The sequence below is a fragment of the Coraliomargarita algicola genome (assembly GCF_033878955.1).
In the GTDB taxonomy this organism is placed as follows: Bacteria; Verrucomicrobiota; Verrucomicrobiia; order Opitutales; family Coraliomargaritaceae; genus Thalassobacterium; species Thalassobacterium algicola.
In genome coordinates this window covers 3,224,675-3,242,520 of record NZ_CP138858.1, presented here as the reverse complement: position 1 = coordinate 3,242,520, position 17,846 = coordinate 3,224,675, and the positions used below count along the sequence as shown (strand labels likewise).

The 17,846-nt window shown below is 52.8% G+C and carries 14 protein-coding genes and 1 tRNA gene; 8 read left to right on the top strand and 7 right to left on the bottom strand.

The window, feature by feature from the left end; genetic code table 11:
• Positions 1 to 147: 147 nt before the first annotated feature.
• From SH580_RS13135 to SH580_RS13120, 4 genes are all read right to left on the bottom strand, one after another.
• Positions 148 to 933, bottom strand: a complete 786-nt coding sequence (locus SH580_RS13135; protein ID WP_319831310.1) for an AAA family ATPase — start codon at positions 931 to 933, stop codon at positions 148 to 150.
• Positions 930 to 1,790 carry a rolling circle replication-associated protein gene (locus SH580_RS13130; protein WP_319831309.1) on the bottom strand — a complete coding sequence of 287 codons (861 nt, stop codon included), beginning with the start codon at positions 1,788 to 1,790 and terminating at the stop codon, positions 930 to 932. The genes SH580_RS13135 and SH580_RS13130 overlap by 4 nt, the downstream gene beginning before the upstream one ends.
• Complete coding sequence (locus SH580_RS13125; RefSeq protein WP_319831308.1) at positions 1,787 to 2,374, bottom strand: hypothetical protein; 588 nt, start codon at positions 2,372 to 2,374, stop codon at positions 1,787 to 1,789. The genes SH580_RS13130 and SH580_RS13125 overlap by 4 nt, the downstream gene beginning before the upstream one ends.
• 443 nt (positions 2,375 to 2,817) lie before the next feature.
• Positions 2,818 to 2,895 (bottom strand) — tRNA-Pro (locus SH580_RS13120).
• A gap of 68 nt (positions 2,896 to 2,963) precedes the next feature.
• On the opposite strand from SH580_RS13120, the gene SH580_RS13115 reads away from it, so the two are divergent.
• From SH580_RS13115 to SH580_RS13105, 3 genes are read left to right on the top strand one after another with little or no spacing between them, the layout of a single operon-like run.
• The gene (locus tag SH580_RS13115) at positions 2,964 to 5,852 is read left to right on the top strand and encodes a tetratricopeptide repeat protein (RefSeq protein ID WP_319831307.1); all 2,889 of its coding nucleotides are present in this window, start codon (positions 2,964 to 2,966) and stop codon (positions 5,850 to 5,852) included.
• Entirely contained in the window at positions 5,849 to 6,808 is a 960-nt protein-coding gene (locus SH580_RS13110) for a hypothetical protein (RefSeq protein WP_319831306.1), read from the top strand. The genes SH580_RS13115 and SH580_RS13110 overlap by 4 nt, the downstream gene beginning before the upstream one ends.
• Complete coding sequence (locus tag SH580_RS13105) at positions 6,780 to 7,610, top strand: MotA/TolQ/ExbB proton channel family protein (protein WP_319831305.1); 831 nt, start codon at positions 6,780 to 6,782, stop codon at positions 7,608 to 7,610. Before SH580_RS13110 ends, SH580_RS13105 begins: the two co-directional genes overlap by 29 nt.
• Positions 7,611 to 7,726: 116 nt before the next feature.
• On the opposite strand, the gene cutA is transcribed toward SH580_RS13105, so the two are convergent.
• Together cutA and SH580_RS13095 are read right to left on the bottom strand one after the other, a co-directional pair.
• Positions 7,727 to 8,038 carry a divalent-cation tolerance protein CutA gene (cutA, locus tag SH580_RS13100; RefSeq protein ID WP_319831304.1) on the bottom strand — a complete coding sequence of 104 codons (312 nt, stop codon included), beginning with the start codon at positions 8,036 to 8,038 and terminating at the stop codon, positions 7,727 to 7,729.
• A gap of 3 nt (positions 8,039 to 8,041) precedes the next feature.
• The gene (locus tag SH580_RS13095) at positions 8,042 to 9,508 is read right to left on the bottom strand and encodes an FAD-binding oxidoreductase (RefSeq protein ID WP_319831303.1); all 1,467 of its coding nucleotides are present in this window, start codon (positions 9,506 to 9,508) and stop codon (positions 8,042 to 8,044) included.
• 27 nt (positions 9,509 to 9,535) lie between these two features.
• Between SH580_RS13095 and SH580_RS13090 the strand changes: the two genes are divergently transcribed.
• On the top strand, positions 9,536 to 11,578 hold the full coding sequence (locus SH580_RS13090; protein ID WP_319831302.1) for an FAD-dependent oxidoreductase: 2,043 nt from the start codon (positions 9,536 to 9,538) through the stop codon (positions 11,576 to 11,578).
• 26 nt (positions 11,579 to 11,604) lie between these two features.
• Here the strand turns inward: SH580_RS13090 and SH580_RS13085 are convergent, their stop codons facing one another.
• Positions 11,605 to 12,753, bottom strand: coding sequence for a hybrid sensor histidine kinase/response regulator (locus SH580_RS13085; RefSeq protein WP_319831301.1), 1,149 nt, complete (start codon positions 12,751 to 12,753; stop codon positions 11,605 to 11,607).
• A gap of 149 nt (positions 12,754 to 12,902) precedes the next feature.
• Here SH580_RS13085 and ychF point away from each other — a divergent pair, with 149 nt between their 5' ends.
• The 4 genes from ychF (at position 12,903) to SH580_RS13065 (ending at position 17,833) form a co-directional block, all read left to right on the top strand.
• Positions 12,903 to 14,006, top strand: coding sequence for a redox-regulated ATPase YchF (gene ychF, locus SH580_RS13080; RefSeq protein ID WP_319831300.1), 1,104 nt, complete (start codon positions 12,903 to 12,905; stop codon positions 14,004 to 14,006).
• 73 nt (positions 14,007 to 14,079) lie between these two features.
• Positions 14,080 to 14,736, top strand: coding sequence for a hypothetical protein (locus SH580_RS13075; RefSeq protein WP_319831299.1), 657 nt, complete (start codon positions 14,080 to 14,082; stop codon positions 14,734 to 14,736).
• A 3-nt stretch (positions 14,737 to 14,739) separates the two neighbouring features.
• Positions 14,740 to 15,912 (top strand): cytochrome c biogenesis ResB family protein, encoded by a 1,173-nt coding sequence (locus SH580_RS13070; RefSeq protein ID WP_319831298.1) that lies wholly within the window; start codon positions 14,740 to 14,742, stop codon positions 15,910 to 15,912.
• 16 nt (positions 15,913 to 15,928) lie between these two features.
• Complete coding sequence (locus SH580_RS13065; RefSeq protein WP_319831297.1) at positions 15,929 to 17,833, top strand: cytochrome c biogenesis protein; 1,905 nt, start codon at positions 15,929 to 15,931, stop codon at positions 17,831 to 17,833.
• Positions 17,834 to 17,846 lie beyond the last annotated feature (13 nt).

The following is a 17,846-nucleotide window of genomic DNA, read 5'->3' as shown; positions in this document are numbered from 1 at the left end:
TCCTTTCTTGGTGACCGCATACAAAAAATCCCCCAGTGGTGCGGATGACCAACTGGGGGATTGAATAGCGAAACCTTCGCCGTTCATTTATATATAGCGCAGATAAGGCCTCTCTTGCAGAGGTGGATGCCTCTAACTAGATTATCATCACCAACGAACAACTGGGACGTGTTGCTTTAATTTCAAGGTATCTCCGTAGTGAACAGACAGAAACTGATTTTTCAGATACCCAGCAGGAGAGTTGTCTTCGTCTATTTCTCGTAGAGACGACATGCCGATGAAGTATTTCGCAGACCTTGAGAACTGTTTTGAACTACAGGTGTAATAAGGACAATTATACTTATGAAAGAGAGCTGACTTGTTAGATGAAATTGCAGCGACAACAGCAATTCCAGTTTCACGAGCGAACGCATCGAGAAATTCAGCCGTAGCTCTGTATTTGGCCTCTCTATCAATGTAGTCACAGCGCCGCGCCTCAGTAGCATCATCATTGATCTCATCAATCATAAGGAAATCCACCTGGTCTAAATCCACCTGATCAATCTCGTATCGAAGAGATTCTAGCAGAGGCAGCTTCTTAGGACGATACAACCAATCAATATGACAAAGTTTCTTACAACCTTGTGCATCTAATTCTCGACGATCATGGTCGCCGTGTGAAGTGCTAGGTAAAAAGGCCGATAGATAACTCGAAACGAGGTTCCCACTTCGATATGACATAAACACGCCTTGGTGACCTTCAGTAAGCATCGTGCCACTGAAGTTACAAAGAGCCATCGTTTTTCCAACTCCCATGTATGCAGCAAAGACAGTCAAGCGCCCCCGAGGGATCCCACCTTCCATGGCGGCATCCAGTTGAGGAATTCCGGTGGGGAGATGGTCACTCTCTGGTTGAGCACAATGGCGGGGGTTTGTGTGGCAATTGATTTTCATGCCACACACCCCCGCTGTTGTGCAGTGGGATCAGTATCGAGCAAGCAAAGGAGATCTTTGAAAGCCCTCCGATGAAGCTGAACAATCATCCTATTAGTTGTTCCCTCAGGATTAGCCTGCCTCCCGGGAATCAGATAGTAGATTAAATCCATCTGCCGTTTTTCAGCGATCATCTCAAGTATCAGATCCGTTTCTGGTCTAATCTCAAAATACCACCAACTACGCCCGTATCTAGATCGTATCTCGTCTAAGTCTAGGCATCCTTTTGAAAACGCGACCAAGGCAGTCAGCAAGCGCTGTGCCCGAGCCCTTTGGGAAACAAATGCGAAATCCCCATGAATCACCTTGAGCTGCTTCGAGCAAGACCAGCGGCGCATATTACCGGGAAGTGATCCCGGTGCTTCATACTTACATTTTGTCATATAGTTCGCTAACTTCTTTAAGTTAATAACTGGGGTCATATTGAATCGCCCCACTCCATATTTCTTCATACTCTTCCGATATTCATTAGACAGGTCACGAATTCGACCCGTATAATGCTTACGCTCTATTGTCCATTGGTTAGCCTCTGTTTCTATGAGATGGCGGGCGACAATTTCTGGCCCAGCATCCCATGGAAGCACTAGAATGAAGTGCCAGTGAACTCGACCTCTCTGGTCAGCTTCGACAACCTTCACATACAGGATATTTTTCCGGCCCAGTAGATTGGTAATCAATGAGGGCATTTTTAGTTTAAGCTTCGATTGAGCAGAATCCTTGTTCGGCGTAGTCAAAGTTAGGAAGAACAAGCTTCCTAGAGGATACTGCTGCAAATATTTCAAGCAGGCCTCGTATCTAAATAATGATTTTCTGTTCATCTATTGATGCAGTTAGTGATACCTTTTGACAAGGAGTCATCCCCGTCCAAGACTCCTCGAACGTATGCAACCCTTTGTATGGGGTCCTCGATCTTGGTGATCTCTGAAAATTCAGAATCCACCACAAACCGATCCGGGATAGGAGCCCCACTCCCATCCAATTTACGGCCATGCAGGACGACCAAGTCAGCGACATATTGCGCTTCCTGGGGCGTCACATTCTCAGGCTTAGCCTCTCCAGAGAAAACAACAACTGCTTCCTCTACCAATACTGCCATCGCGGCAAACAGTAGTTCCCGGTTGCGATTGGCACCAGCCAAGGCCTGCATTTCAGCACGTACACGGCTAACATCCAAGGGCGGCAATTTCATCCGCGCCCTAGACTTATTCATATAATAGCGCCCCTTAATATGAGCGCACTGGACGATCACCCCTTTTCTAACTAGCTTGTGGAAGGTGGTCTTTTTGATTGGAGGCTCTGTGGCCTGCGATAACAATTCCCGCGTTACTAGAAGATCCTCGCCTTCAACTGGGGAATTACCATTTCGACGTGCCCGTAGGTCGTCGGTATTATTCTTTGACATGTAATTTTGATCTTTGGTGAGATAGGGGCACTGCCCTATTCTATCTCATTGCGGAGCTCTAATTCTCCGCATCTCGTCAAAAGTGGGAACAATAGATAATTAAACCTAAATGTCTCCGATGACGTCTGTGATCTACACGTAGACCAGAGAGGAATTTCTCCCCTCGTAAGAAAATAAAAGAAGAAACTTCAGCTGAATGTCAAGTCAGGCATAGGCTAAGAGTATTATACACCCGGGAACATACCAGCGACTCAAAGTCATTCACCGTCACATCAAAATGGTCCGATGCGGACAGTCGCAACCAAAGCAGTTGCCAAAACAGTTGCCAATTTTGCACCTAAAACGCGAACTTTTGCGAACCATCGCAATATCCCGCGAACTGATGCCAAGACACAAAAAAGCCGCTAAGCCCCGTTTTAAAGGGCCTTAGCGGCAATTATCTTTGGTCGGGGTGACAGGATTCGAACCTGCGACCCTCTGGTCCCAAACCAGATGCGCTAGCCAGGCTGCGCTACACCCCGTTTCTCCAAAGAAGTGGCGAAGTGCATCATATTTTTTCCGTCTGTCAACTAACATTTTCACAGAAATAATGTTCGCCCTTCTTTCACGGGTCGACAGCCTTTCTTTACTTGCTATGCCGCTACTCTGGTCGAGGAAAAAACTTCTCTTAACAGCCTCTCTGGCTGCTCTGTCGAGCTGTGCATTTTCCTTGCTGTCGGCCCAGACTTTGCAGGAACAAGTCGATGCGGCGGTCGCAGCCTTCGGCGAGGGCGACTATGCACAGGCTTACTGGACATTCGAGAGCATTGAATTGGACTACGGGCAAGAACCAGAATTTTTAGATCCGCACTTTCAAAGCTCCGTGCTGCCCGTTCGAGCTTATGCAGCTTTGATGGCAGATCGCCCCACAGGTGCATTGGTATTTTTCGACGAATTACTGCGCACACATGCCCCTCGTGACGGCGTGCGGGCCTTTGCCATCTATAACTACGCCATCGCGCTCTCACAGGTCGACGCGCTGGCCGCGGCAGCGGAGGCCTTCCGCAGCTTTCAGCAGAATTTCCCCGACTCCAACGAAGCGGCACTCGCGAAACTACAAGAAGCAGACCTACTCTACGAAATCGGAGAACTGGAGCGCGCCAACGAACAATTAGACCTCTTTTACGAATCCCAGGCACCCGCAGCACTCAGGATGCAAGCGCGCCTGCGGGCACTACAGATCGCCAGCGAGTCGCAAGACTCGAAACGCAGTTTAAAAATCCTCTTCGGCACCGACTGGAACGTAGCCGCCATGCCGGATATCGCAGTCCTGAGCTTCGCCGCTCTGGACGCGGGCGATGTGCTACTCGCCGACGGCCTCTTCCTGGAGGCCATCCGCGCTTACCGCCTCACCCTGCCTCGCGATGTGCTGATCGAAAAACAACGCGAACGCTTGGCCAGCACCCGTCAAAATTTCAGTCAACAAGCGGCCTTCGCTTCAAGCATCTGGAAAAATCACTCCGCACAAGTCATTGCTCGCTTAGAGCGTCAATTGGATCGCCTGGAAAATATGGACGACTACACGCCGGGGCTATTCCTACGCTCGGGCCAGGCTTATCTACTCGCCAGCCGCTACCGCGAAGCGGCCATCCTGTTCCGCACCATTGCACTGGATACGAGCTATACGAACGACATTCGCGCAGAAGCTCACTATCGCTGGATAATCGCTCTCAACGAAGCGGAGCAATGGGAAGCCGCACGCAGCACGGCGGAACAGTTCCTGAGCCTACACCCGAAACACCCCCTGGCCAACAATGCGCTCTTCCTAATCGCCCGCGCCTACCAGGGCGAAGGCAAATTTTACGATGCCATCGAGGTGCTGGACAGTTTGATCGCGAACTTCCCACAAGATAAACAAGCACCGCGCTGGTATTTCACCCGTGGCTATAACTACAGTGTGCTGGAGCAACAGGCCAAGGCCCGCGAGAATTTCGAAACTGCACTCAGCCAATATCCGAAGAGCGAACTAGCCACCCAGTTAGAACTCTGGGCTGGCCTGACTTACTTTTTCGAGCGCAATTATGACGAAAGCCTCAAGCGACTGCTGGACCTGAAAAAGCGCAGTCAAAAGCACCCGATGTATCCGGAAATCAACTACCGGATCGCCAATCTTTACTACGCCCAGCGCGATTACGAAAACGCCCTAAAAACGATCGATTACGTGATCAAAAACTTCTCCGATCACACGCGCTATGGCGAAACCCTAGCCCTGAAGGGCGACATTTACATGGGTCTGGGCGAACTGGCCCAAGCGGCCGTCGCCTTCCGCCAAGTGCCCTCCGATGAGCCGCGCATCTACGACTATGCCGTATTTCAGGCATCAAAAATCTATAAAGCTCTGGAGCGCTATGATCTCATGCGCACCCACTTGCAGAGCTATGTAGACCGCCCCGACGCCAACGAACGTCCGCGCGTAAGTGAAGCGCTCTATTGGATCGGTTGGTCCTTACAACAAGAAGACCGCGCCGCAGAAGCGTTTCCTCTCTACGAAGAAGCACTCGCTCGCTTCGGCAACGATCCCCAAGCACGCGCCGTGAGCTCCATTCTATCCGCCTACGCAGACCTCTTTAAGCGCGCTCAAAACGATGCCGATGTCAGCTTCGAAACTTGGCTGCAAGAAACCGGCGAACAAAGTCTAAAGGACAATCAACTCACATGGTTTGCCCGCCTCACACTATTCACGGCACATCGGCAACGCCGTATGATCGACGACGCAACAGCCGATGCCACTCTACTCTCGATCCACCGCTTGGTGCCCATTGAGCAACAAGACCCCGAAAGTCTGGCGGAAGTCGGCATCGTGCTCGTGGAGCGCGGCTACGAATCGTCCGACGATTACTTTGAACAAATTTTAAACGAGTTTCCCAAACGTTTCGAACGCGCCGCCGCCTTCTACGGCAAAGCCAAACTCGCGGCCAAAAACCAACGCCTCGACGAAGCGCGTCGCTGGCTAATCCGTTTCTTGGAAGAGACGCCCACCCATCCACTCGCCGCCGACGCACGCTTGCTAGCCGCGGACATCTTGATACGACAAGGCGTGTATGCGGCTGCCCGCGAGGCACTGAACGAAATTTTGCAACTCAAAGAAATGCGCGGGCGCCCACATGCCCGAGCCCTCGCGGGACTGGCGCGCATCGAAACAGAGCAGGACAATGCAAAACGTGCCATCCCCTACTGGCAGCGCATCTACACGCTCTACAGAGCTTACCCGGAAATCGTAGTCGAGGCCTATTGGGAGAGTGCACAACTCTTCGAAGAAATTGACGATCCGGTGGCTGCGCGCAACACTCTCGCCGAGTTATTGCGCGATGATCGCTTAAAAGTATTTCCACAATATGCCCAAGCCGAAGCGGAGTTGCCGCGCCTCGAAGAAGCCGCACGCGCACGCAACGCGCTGGTCGAGCAGAAGGCCGCAATGGAACAGGAGGTGAAGTTGTGAAGCGAATCATATATCATACGCAGCCGCCTAAAGGCGGGACTCCAAGCTTTTATGCCGCAATCAAATTAATGATGGCCAGCTTGTTGCCAATGACCGGCTACGCGATCCCAGCGGACGAACTAGCTGCCATCAAAGCAGAACTGTCCGAACCGATCACGCTGAGGTTAAAGAATCGTAACACTGTATCGGGCAACCCGTTCAAGGTATCCAAAGATCAAATACAAATCGCCTCAGCGGAAGGCGCAGGCGAAATCATCTTCACCTTTCAAACAGACGAAATTCGTGAGATCTCCGTGCCCGGCGAAAGCTATAAATCTGTTGCAGCAGAATGGATGCAAGCCGGCAATACCGAAGACGCACTGGAGCTAATGTCGATGCTGTATGCACAACGTGGTCCACTACTCCCGCTGCTACCTGCCAGCGAATCACACTTTTTCACTTACTACGTCGACTTGGTATTGGACTCCCCCAAACCAGCTCGCGCGATTGCAATCATTCAAACACTACGCCCGCAGATCGAGAATCCGGAAGCGCTCCGCGCCCTGGACGACTCAACATTGGAAAGCTACCAAACACTAGAGCTCTACGACGACGCAGTGCCACTCGCCGAGGCTTGGGTCGCCGAGCGTAAGCCTTTCGGCGAATCAGCATTGGGCTACTACGTGCTTGGGGCCGCACGGCTTCGGGATGAAGCCTACGAGGAAGCACTGGATCTGGCGCTGCGCCCGATCGTATTTGCATCGCCGATCCCTACCGATAAATTAGCCGAGTGCTATGCCGTCGCAGTGAGTGCCGCTCTAGGATTGCGCGAACGCCCTTACGCCGCCACTCTTTACCAAGAAATGCAAACCCGCGGATTCCAATGGCCACGCAAGGACCGCAGTCTACAAGCCACTCTAAAAGAGATTACCGAATACATTAAAGACCATGAAGAAGACACGCCCGAATCGCTTTAAAGAATCTTCGCGCCTCACGCAACTGACTGACCCGTCCCACTCCTCTGACGATCTACAGCCAGCCCGCCGTTTCAAACTGGGTCCCCAATCCGCTCCACGAGGGCTGGGACTGGGGCTGAGCCTGCTACTACTCCCCAGCCTGTTATGCGCACAAGAAGTCAGCGAAGCGGCCAGCGAAATCGCCAGCGAAGATAGCCTCAACTTATGGGGACTGATCCAACAGGGCGGCTGGGCGATGTATCCACTCGGCGCATGTTCACTCGCCATGTTTTTCTTGATTTTCTATTCGTGGAAGGAAACCAGTCGCAAGAAATTCTTCACCCCCGAGCTAGTTCAGACAGCCTGCGCAGCGGTAGCCGCCAAAGACTACGCAAAGGGGCAAAGCGTGCTCACAGAAGGCAAAACACTACTGGGCCGAGCACTGGCCCCCGCCCTGCCCAAACTGGCCAGCAACCGTGAAAAGGCGGAAAACCTCTTCATTGAAAACCTGGAGGCGGAAGAGAATTCCGTTAGTCAATGGGTGACTTACTTAAACGTGGTCGCTTCGGTCGCGCCAATGATCGGCCTGCTGGGCACAGTGAGCGGAATGATCAGCGCGTTCCAAACGATCGGCCGCGGTGGCATGGGCCGCCCGGAATTATTGGCCGGTGATATTGGCGAGGCGCTGATCACGACGGCCACCGGTTTGGTGATCGGCATTCCAGCGATGATCGCCTACTTTGTGCTAAAAAATCGGCTCAACACCGCGATGATCGCGACCGCACAAGCGGGCACGGAGGTGATCGAAACGGACGAGGCATAGTCGCCTAAACTGACAGGCCCCGCCGATCTGCCACAGCGGAACCGAGACAACACGACTACAGAGCTCAGACAAGCCCCAATGCCCGTGAGTTCAACCAATCGTAGCGGTTGGCGAGGTTAAGCAGTCACCCAGTCGAGGTATTTCTTACACACGTGCTCGGGTCGCAAAACGATCCACTCGGGAACTTCATATGGATGATTGGCTTTGATAAAGGCTTCAATCGACTCGGAATTACGTGAAGAAAACTTGACCATCAAGCGAATCTCGGAGTGATCCTGCAGCTCGCCTTGCCATTTATAAATGGCGCGTACATTCGCATCGATTTTGACACATGCGGCTAAGCCGCGCTCAACAAGCTCGGTCGCAATTCGATCTGCGACATCTTGATTATCACAAGTAGTTAGGCCGATACGTAATTCATCACTCATGTATTAACGATGATCCCAAGGGAGCTTTACGTCAACTAGATCGTGATCCCAGACTTCGAAAGGTTCAAAGATTTTACCGGGGTTAAGTATTCCTAATGGGTCGAGCGCTTTCTTGACTGCGCGCATGGCTGCGATTTCAGGCGCACTATGCTGCAAACTCATAAAAGGTGCCTTGGCCAGCCCAATGCCATGCTCCCCGGTAATCACGCCGCCAAGCTCGACGACTTTTTGCATCAGCTGCTGAATGCCCGCCTTGGCCTTCTCCGCATCGCTCTCGCTGGCCCGATTATACATAATGTGAACGTGCAAATTGCCATCGCCCGCATGCCCGAAAGTAGGCGTCGACAGCCCGATCTTCTTCTTGAGCGCAATGGTGTAGCGAATCAGCTCGGCCTGTTTTTCAATAGGCACCACCACATCCTCATTAAGCTTGGTATCAGCAATCGAAAACATCGATTGCGAACATGTGCGGCGCACTTGCCAGAGTTTTTCGGCCTGCAGCTCGCTACGCGCCTCTCGATGTGCCGCAGCCGTGGCGAGCATGTAGTCCAACAAACGCTTACGCTGCGCACGCACTTCGACCGGGATGCCATCCAGTTCAACCAGCAAGATAGCACTGCGCGGCTGACCGGCAAAGATCGGCTTACCCGTATAAGCTTCAGCACAACCAACTGACTGACGGTCCAGAAACTCCAAAATCGATGGACTCACGCCCGCCTTGAATAAGCCCACCACCGCTTTCAGCGCGGCCGCTTCACTCTTAAATGCAAACATCCCCGTCCAACGCTTCTCCGGCTTCGAAATCAGCTTTAGATTGGCCGAAGTAATCACACCGAGCGTCCCCTCGGAGCCGATCAATAAATCGCGCAAATTCAATCCGGACACATACTTCTTAAGCGGCAAACCAAACTGGAAAGGGCTGCCATCCGCTAAGAATCCAGCTAAGCCCAGCACATAATCGCGGGTGACGCCATACTTCACGCACCGCATCCCACCCGCGTTGCAGGCGATATTTCCACCGATGGTTGAATATTTTTTGGACGAGGGATCTGGCGGAAAAAACAAGCCCAAGGCTTCGACCTCGGCTTGCAGATCTGCCGTCACCACGCCCGCACCGACCGTGGCGATCCGAGCAATGGGGTCGATTTCGATTTGATTCAATCGCGAGAGGTCGAGCACCCAGCCCCCTTGAATCGGCACCGCAGAGCCAGTGGCAGAAGTGCCCGCGCCACGAGTCGTCACCGGCACACCATGCTTATTGGCTAATTTTAAAACAATCCGCACATCCTGTGGCTCTTGAACATGCACCACCGCTGTCGGCAGCGAGGAAAGACGAAGATTATCCAAAGAGGCACGAAAACAGCTGTCTTCATCCACAGACACTTGGCTCCCGAGTCGTTTTTGCAACTTGCGGAGCGCCTTGGCGGGATTCTGCTTCGAAGAAGCGTTCTTGGGATTTTGTTTTTTCATAACTCTACGTATACTACCCATCACAACATGAAGGAAAAGAAAAAGAAACTCGATCTGGACATCGCGATCATTGGTGGAGGGTTCGCAGGCGTTTATTGTGGCAAAGCCCTACTAAAACGACTCAGCAAGGGCTCCCGCACCCGCATCGGACTGATCGCCGATGAAAACTACATGGTCTTTCAACCCATGTTGCCCGAGGTGGCCAGCGCGTCGCTCTCCCCCCGTCATGTCGTCAATCCGATTCGGCACCTCTGCCGCGGACTGGAAGTTTACAAAGCCAGTGTCGAGAAAATCGACATCAAGAACAAGCAACTGACGATTCGCCCGGGTGCATTTTCGCCGCCCATTTTGATTCGATTTAAACACTTGGTCTTTGCGCTGGGCGCAAAAGTGGATCTAAGCCGCGTCCCCGGCATGCCGGAACACGCATTTCTGATGCAAAACGTGGGCGACGCCATGAAGTTACGCGCGACCGTGCTCGCTCGTTTTGAGGAAGCCAACTTGGTGATGGATGCCGAGCGGCGACGGCGCCTGCTGACCTTCGTCGTCGTCGGAGGCGGCTACTCAGGCGTGGAAACTGCCGGTCAAATTCTGGACCTATTCCAGGGGATCAACAAATACTACTCAAATGTGAGCGCCAAAGACTTTCAGGTCTACCTAGTGCACAGCCGCGAGCATTTGCTACCGACACTCAGCACTTCCTTAGGCGAATACGCCAAGAATAAGCTAGAGGCCCGCGGCCTGAAAATATTACTACAACAGCGCGTCAAAGCACTCACTTCCAGTCAGGTGATCCTACAAAGCGGCGAAATCATCGAGAGCAATACCTGCGTCTCGACCGTGGGCACCGCCCCACACCCGCTCACCCTGCAGCTAATCAAAGATACTGGCGTCGACAGCTTGCATGGACGCATAAAAACCACTCCCACCATGCAAGTGCCTGGCTACGACTGGCTCTGGGCTGCGGGCGATTGTGCCGCGGTGCCGATGAAGCTGGAAAAAGATGAGGAGGAATATTGCCCATCGACTGCACAGTTTGCAATGCGTCAGGGGGCTTTGCTGGGCAAGAACCTCAACGCCTTCCTACGCGCGGAACCCGTCAAACCGTTCACGTTCAAGGGACTGGGCGAACTGGCAGCGATCGGCCATCACACCGCTGTCGCAGAAATTGCGGGCATGCGCTTCTCCGGCTTCATCGCTTGGTGGATGTGGCGCACCATCTACCTGGCCAAGCTACCGGGACTGGATCGCAAACTGCGAGTTCTAATCGACTGGACCCTGGACCTCTTCTTCCCCCGCGACATCAATCTCCTCAGCCCACGCTACACTAAGACGCTACAACAAGTGCACTTGGAAGCAGGCAACGTTTTGTTCAACCCAGGCGAACCGGCCTTTTCCTTCTACATCGTCAAAGAAGGCCGCATCGACATCACTGACAGCAACGGAGACCTGATCAAAAGCGTGGGTAGTGGCGAATTTTTCGGAGAACGAGCCCTACTCACCGACCAAATTTGGCGCTTCAAAGCCACTGCGAGCGAAGAAAGTACCTTAGTCGGGCTCGGTAGCGAGGAGTTTAAAACACTGCTCGAAAGCAGCACTTCAATGCGTCAGCTATTGGAAAACTCCGCGCGACAATACCGCTCCTTGAGCGAGATCCAGGCTCTGCTTCACACGCTCCCTAAATCCGTGCTACAATCCACAGCTGGCGACTTAATGACGCGCAACATCAAGCAAATCCACAACGACGAATCATTGCTCAAAGTCTCCGAAACCCTCAGTAGTGAGCGACATAGCTACTACCCCGTCTGCGATGCTCAAAGCGGACAGCATTGCGGGGTGCTCGCAAGAGAGCAGTTTTACGACTATCTGCAAGACAACGCTCTGACCACCGAGGGCACAATCGCAGCCATCACACTCAGCAAACTCCCCCACATTCGTGCAGAATTGGAGGCAGGCAAATGCCTCGAAACCATGACCCGCACGGGTAGCAATAAGCTCATCGTGCTAGACGAATCCAATCAGCTAAAAGGCATCCTCACCATCCGCGACATTCTGAGCGCTCAAACTTAAAATGTAAGGCAGCGCCGAGCCCTCGCTTAGACACGTACCGCGAGTTTATTCACATCAAATTCAATCGTGAACACCGCCCCGCTTTGCCCTTCACGATTTGCCGCGTAGATCCTGCCATGGTGTGACTCCACGATCTTCTTACAGATGGAGAGGCCAAGACCGGTGCTCGTTTCATTACCAGTGGGCTGAACCGATGTTTTTCCAAAGTCAGTGAACAGCTTATGCATCTCGCCCTCAGGAATACCGGGCCCTTCATCTTCTACGATGATCTTCACCAAATCTCCTTCGCGCCTCAAGAATACTGTCACCGAAGTGTCAGTCGGCGAATATTTGACCGCATTGCTCAGCACATTATCGACTAAACGACGAAACTGCATCTTATCCAACAGCAACACTGCTGGAATTTCCCCTTCATCCTCAAGCAGGAGCTTGATCGATTTCTTATTGGCAGTGAACTGGTAAATATTGAGCGAAGAGGAAACAATTTCCAGAATGCTGCATGGCTCACAATCCGAGCGCTCTTCACCACTTTCGATCACAGAAAGATCCAGTAACTCATCGACCAAATGCAACATCGAGTCTGATGTGGACTGAATTGTATAAGCGATCTCACGTTGATCCGGCGTCAGGGGCCCCGCTTCTTCCAAAAACTCGGAAAGTCCACGAATCGACGCGATCGGGTTCCGCAAATCATGCGACGCAATGCCGATAATACGATTTTTGGCTAAGTTCGCCTTTTTCAAGCCGTCAATAAACTCGCGCTGAAATTTCATCAGGACCCGCATCTTTAAATGATTACGGATACGTGCCAACGCTTCGTGACGATTGATCGGCTTTGTAATATAGTCACTACCGCCCGCGTCCAAACCTTCGACGATTGAACCGGTATCCGAGCGTCCGGTGACAAAAATGATCGGTACCTCATCCATGCCCTCCGAATTTTTAATCTTCCGACAAGTAATGAAGCCATCAATGCCATCCATCACCACGTCCAACAAAATCAGGTCCGGTCGATGAGCTTGAATACGCTCAATCGCAGCCTCGCCCGAACCCGCTTCGTCGACAACAAATCCACTACGTTCAAGAACTCGACGTAGAAGCTTACGGATAATCTCGTCGTCATCGACGACTAGAATCCTAGATTGATCAATATTAATGGGGACTGGTTGATTCACAGCGAAAGTTTAAAAGTGATGCGGAAAATAAAAATGGGCACTAAAGTGCCCTCATACGGCAAAGTCAACCAAGCGGTGTATTCGTAGCAGATTCAAAGCACCAGTATTTTTCATTGCACTGCTGCACAGAGCAGGCATTTTTCGCGGCTATGCTTCAAGCTGGTATCGTAGGTCTCCCCAATGTGGGCAAAAGTACACTGTTCAACGCTCTTACGCGCACGCGCAAGGCTGAGTCGGCAAACTATCCGTTTTGCACGATCGATCCCAACGTGGGTGTCGTGCAAGTGCCGGACGCTCGGCTGGAGCCATTGCGTGAGCTCTCCAAGACCAACAAAATCATCCCGGCCGCCATCGAATTTGTCGACATCGCCGGCTTGGTCGAAGGGGCCAGCAAGGGTGAAGGACTCGGCAACAAATTCCTCGCAAACATTCGCGAGGTCGATGCCATCGTGCACGTAGTGCGCTGCTTTGTAGATGAGGATATCATCCACAACATGGGCTCCATCGATCCCATCCGCGACATTGAGGTAATCAACACTGAACTGATCCTCTCCGACATTAGCTCGCTGGAAAGCCAGCGGGAAAAACTGGTCAAAAAAGCTCGCGGAGGCGACAAAGAAGCATCGGAAAACCTGCAGCTCATCGAACGCCTACTGCCACACCTCAACGAGACGAAGCCCGCCATCACGCTAAACATGAACGAGGACGAGCATGTGGTGCTCAAGCGCTTGTGCCTACTCTCTGCCAAACGTGTGCTCTATGCCTGCAATGTGGCTGAAGGCGATCTCGCCGATCCCTCCGGCAACGAATATGTGGCTCAAGTCGAAAAATTCGCACACGAGCACCACGGTGCGGGCACTTGTGTCATTTCCGCTGCAGTTGAAGCTGAATTAATCGACTTCGACGAAGAAGAAGCCACCGAATATTTAGACTCACTAGGCGTCAAAGATTCTGGCGTCTCGCTACTCATTCGTGCCACCTACGACTTACTGGGTCTGGCCTCTTACTTCACTGCCGGCGTACAAGAAGTACATGCATGGACCTTCCACAAGGGCATGAAAGCCCCCGAATGCGCTGGCGTGATCCACACCGACTTCGAACACGGCTTTATCAAGGCCGAAGTCGTCGCCTACGAAGACCTAATCGCAGCCGGTAGCGTGGCCAAAGCACGCGACGCCGGGAAATACCGCCTCGAAGGTAAAGAATACGAATTCAAGGACGGCGACGTCGCACTTTTCCGCTTCAACAACTAATCGTAGCTATTAGTTGAAGAAATACAGGACCTGAATTGGTTGACGAATTCCCACAGTCAAGCCTCCTCACAGCATGAAACTCTTCACTACACGCAGCCTCGCTGCCACGACTCTGCTTTTAGCCCTCTCTGGTTGCGAACGCGACGAGCCCACCAGCTACCTGATTCCCAAAGAGGAACGCAGCGTCAGCATGCCCGGAGCGACTGCCCCCGCCGCGTCTAGTCAGGCCCCCACGATGCCGACTCAAGCCCCGACCACCGCCCCCGGCGGCATGCAAGTGCTACCCGGCATGCAAGAAGCCGCCAACCAAGCCGGCGAAATTCGCTACACAGTGCCCGAAGGCTGGGAAGAACTCGCCCCCAGCGGCATCCGTAAGGCCAACTTAAAAGTGACCGACGCCAACGGCAGCGCCGAGTTAACCGTACTCGTCTTCCCGGGCGATGTGGGCGGACGCCTGGCGAACATCAACCGCTGGCGCGGACAGATCGGGCTCGAAGCCTCTACGCCCGATGACTTACCAGCATTTACCGAGGGCTATCAGATCTCTCAACATCGTGGGCTCTATGTGCGACTGGTAGGCGAACAACAAAGCATCCTCGGCGGCCTACTCCCCTTTCACGGCAATACTTGGTTTTTCAAATTCCTCGGCGACAACAGCACCGTGCTGGCCAATGAATCGAACATGAAGGCCTTCCTCGATTCTGTGCAAATACAAGACACGCACCACTAATCGATGAAGTCTCTCTTCCAATTCTTTAGCTCGCTCAAACTCACAGTTGTCCTGCTGGCCTTTTCGATGATGCTGATTTTTTTCGGCACGCTCGATCAGGTGCAATACGGAATTTGGCATACGCAGCAACTCTACTTCGAGAGCTTTATCGCCGTCTGGGCCTATCCCGAGCAAGCAGCTGGCTACGATCAATTATTCTGGCTGCGCATCCCGATGCCTGGCGGCTACCTGCTCGGCGGCTTACTATTTATCAATCTACTCGCAGCCCACTTCACACGTTTCAAAATGACCTGGCAGAAGAGTGGCATTTTCTTAGGACACTTCGGCCTGATATTGCTACTGGTGAGCGAGTTGATGACTGATTTACTATCGAAAGAAAGCCAAATGCCTGTCGACGAAGGCGGCCGCAGCAACTACTCGCAAAGTCACCGTGCCAACGAGCTGGTCTTGATTGATCGCAGCCACCCCGATTACGACAGCGTGCACGCAATCCCGGCGTCGCTACTTAAACCCGGCAAGCCAATCGAGGTGCCCAATACACCGCTGAGCATCCGCACCGTCAGCTACTATCCCAACGCAACAATCGGTCGAGCCACAAACGGAGCCCCCACCGAATCGCCCGCCACACGCGGTGCTGCAGTCAAGATGGGCATCGTCGTGACCCCACAACCAGTCGGCTACGCGGATAACGACATCAACACAGCCACCGCCTACGTGGAAGTGTTTCAAGGCGAAGAATCTCTCGGTACCTGGCTGGTATCCAATGTAATTGATGAGCGTTTCCCACCCCAAATGGTCGAAGCCGGCAACAGTAAATGGGAAATCGCCCTGCGCTTTCAGCGCCAGTATTATCCCTTCGAAATCGAGTTGATCGACTTCTCGCACGACAAATACCCTGGCACCGAGATCCCCTACAATTACTCCAGCGAAGTAAAGATACACCACCAAGATAGCACTAAGAACCAAAAAGCGCTAATCTACATGAATCACCCTCTCCGCTATGAAGGCCTGACCTTCTACCAAGCGTCTTTTGCGAATCAAGATCGCACTTCAATCTTTCAAGTCGTGCGCAACCCGGGCTGGCTGCTCCCTTACATCAGCGTACTGCTGATGGGCCTCGGCATGTGTGTCCAATTTGGCATGCACTTCGTAAAATTCCTCAGGAAACGCCAATAAGCCTGCCACACATCCAGTGAAAAAGTTAATCTACATCATCATTTTTGGCATCACCGCCTCGGTCGTACTCAGTGGCCTGCGCTCATTTAAGTCAGACTCCGAATACGATCTGGAAAGTTTTGCCGAACTCCCCGTACAAGTCGGCGGACGCATCAAGCCACTCGACTCAGTTGCACGCAATACCCTGCTCCTACTCTCCGGACGTCAAAAAGTAGTGACGGCAGAGGGCACAGAACTCAGCCCGATCCAGTGGTTCATGGACTTGACGATGCGCCCGGAAATCGCGGACAACTACCCGATTTTCAAAATCGAATTCCCCGACGATCTGGGCCTCGCGGGACTGGCTAAAGAAGGTGAACGCTACTACTCGTTCAACGAATTGCTCCCATTCTCAGAAGAACTGCGCAAACTCCATAGCGAAGTCGACCCTGAGCCCAAAAAACGGAGCGCCTACGATAATCAAATCGTCGACATCAACAACGGGCTCATGCGCTACCACCGCATCATGCACTCGCTACATCCCATCGGCGGAGCCGACCGACTCGACAAGCTTGACGAAGAATACCAAAGCTACGTGCTCATGATCACTCCCGGCATGGCTGAACTACGGAAACAGCAAGCTGGCCAAGATTACGACGCCGACCGGCTCAACCGCTTTATCGCCTTCGCCGACGACTATTTAAAGCTCTCTCAAACAGCACTACTACGCGTCGTGCCCCCACCCGCGCCCATCGATCCACTCGAAGACTGGAAAAACATCGGCCTCGAATTGCTCGACGTGATGAAAGGCGACGCCCTCAGCCCCTACGTAACCAGCTACGCCAGCCTGACCATGGACTATCGCGCGGGGAATGCAGACGCATTTAACCAAAAGGTGGCAGAACTACGCCAACGCTTTATCGCTGATTTCCCCAACTCCATCGGTCGCGTGCACTTCGAACGCCTATTTAACGCATTCCAGCCTTTCTATATTGCCATGCAGCTCTATGTGCTGGTCTTTCTGATCGTCTGCATCTCCTGGCTGCGCTGGCCGCAAGAGCTCAGCCGCTGCGCGTTTTGGCTCATACTCTTAGCCTTTGGCATTCACACCTTTGGCTTATTGTCCCGTATGTACATCCAAGAGCGCTACGGAGTATTTGTGACTAACCTCTACTCGTCAGCTGTCTTTGTCGGCTGGGGCGCCGTCCTGCTCGGCGCTTTAATAGAAAAATTCTACAAAAATGGTATCGGCGCAGCGATGGCCTCTCTGGTCGGCTTTTGTACGCTAATCGTGGCGCACCACCTATCGATGAGTGGGGACACCATGGAAATGATGCGTGCAGTGCTGGACTCCAACTTTTGGCTAGCTACTCACGTGACCGTCATCACTTTCGGCTACTCTGCCATGTTTTTGGCGGGCGCACTCGCCTTAGTATTCGTCGCGTTCGGCGTCTTCAGTCGCAAATTCAATAAAGAGACTGCCCGCTCACTCAGCGCGATGGTTTACGGCATCACCTGTTTCGCCACCTTATTCAGCCTAGTCGGCACCATTCTAGGCGGCATCTGGGCCGACCAAAGTTGGGGCCGTTTCTGGGGCTGGGACCCCAAAGAGAATGGTGCCTTGATGATCGTTGTCATGGGCGCAATCTTCTTACACGCCCGCTGGGGGGGCATCTGTCGCGAGCGCGGCCTCATGTCGCTCGCGATCTGCGGTAACATCATCACCGCATGGTCGTGGTTCGGCACCAATCTACTAGGCGTCGGCCTGCACTCCTACGGCTTTACCGACAGCGGATTTTACTGGCTACTCGCGTTCTGGAGCAGCCAATGCATTTTCATCGCCACCGCGCTCCTGCCGTGGCGCTACTGGCGCAGCGAGTTTGGACAGTCGAATTACCGCAAACAGCGTAAACGCATCCTCATTGCAGCTGAAGACGCCTAAACCTGCCTAAAAG

Excerpts from the sequence above, each read along its gene's own strand:
- SH580_RS13135 (WP_319831310.1), bottom strand. The coding sequence starts at position 933 with ATGAAAATCAATTGCCACACAAACCCCCGCCATTGTGCTCAACCAGAG.
- SH580_RS13070 (WP_319831298.1), top strand. The coding sequence starts at position 14,740 with ATGAAGTCTCTCTTCCAATTCTTTAGCTCGCTCAAACTCACAGTTGTC.
- SH580_RS13075 (WP_319831299.1), top strand. The coding sequence starts at position 14,080 with ATGAAACTCTTCACTACACGCAGCCTCGCTGCCACGACTCTGCTTTTA.
- SH580_RS13105 (WP_319831305.1), top strand. The coding sequence starts at position 6,780 with ATGAAGAAGACACGCCCGAATCGCTTTAAAGAATCTTCGCGCCTCACG.
- ychF (WP_319831300.1), top strand. The coding sequence starts at position 12,903 with ATGCTTCAAGCTGGTATCGTAGGTCTCCCCAATGTGGGCAAAAGTACA.
- SH580_RS13130 (WP_319831309.1), bottom strand. The coding sequence starts at position 1,790 with ATGAACAGAAAATCATTATTTAGATACGAGGCCTGCTTGAAATATTTG.
- SH580_RS13115 (WP_319831307.1), top strand. The coding sequence starts at position 2,964 with ATGTTCGCCCTTCTTTCACGGGTCGACAGCCTTTCTTTACTTGCTATG.
- SH580_RS13095 (WP_319831303.1), bottom strand. The coding sequence starts at position 9,508 with ATGAAAAAACAAAATCCCAAGAACGCTTCTTCGAAGCAGAATCCCGCC.
- cutA (WP_319831304.1), bottom strand. The coding sequence starts at position 8,038 with ATGAGTGATGAATTACGTATCGGCCTAACTACTTGTGATAATCAAGAT.
- SH580_RS13125 (WP_319831308.1), bottom strand. The coding sequence starts at position 2,374 with ATGTCAAAGAATAATACCGACGACCTACGGGCACGTCGAAATGGTAAT.
- SH580_RS13090 (WP_319831302.1), top strand. The coding sequence starts at position 9,536 with ATGAAGGAAAAGAAAAAGAAACTCGATCTGGACATCGCGATCATTGGT.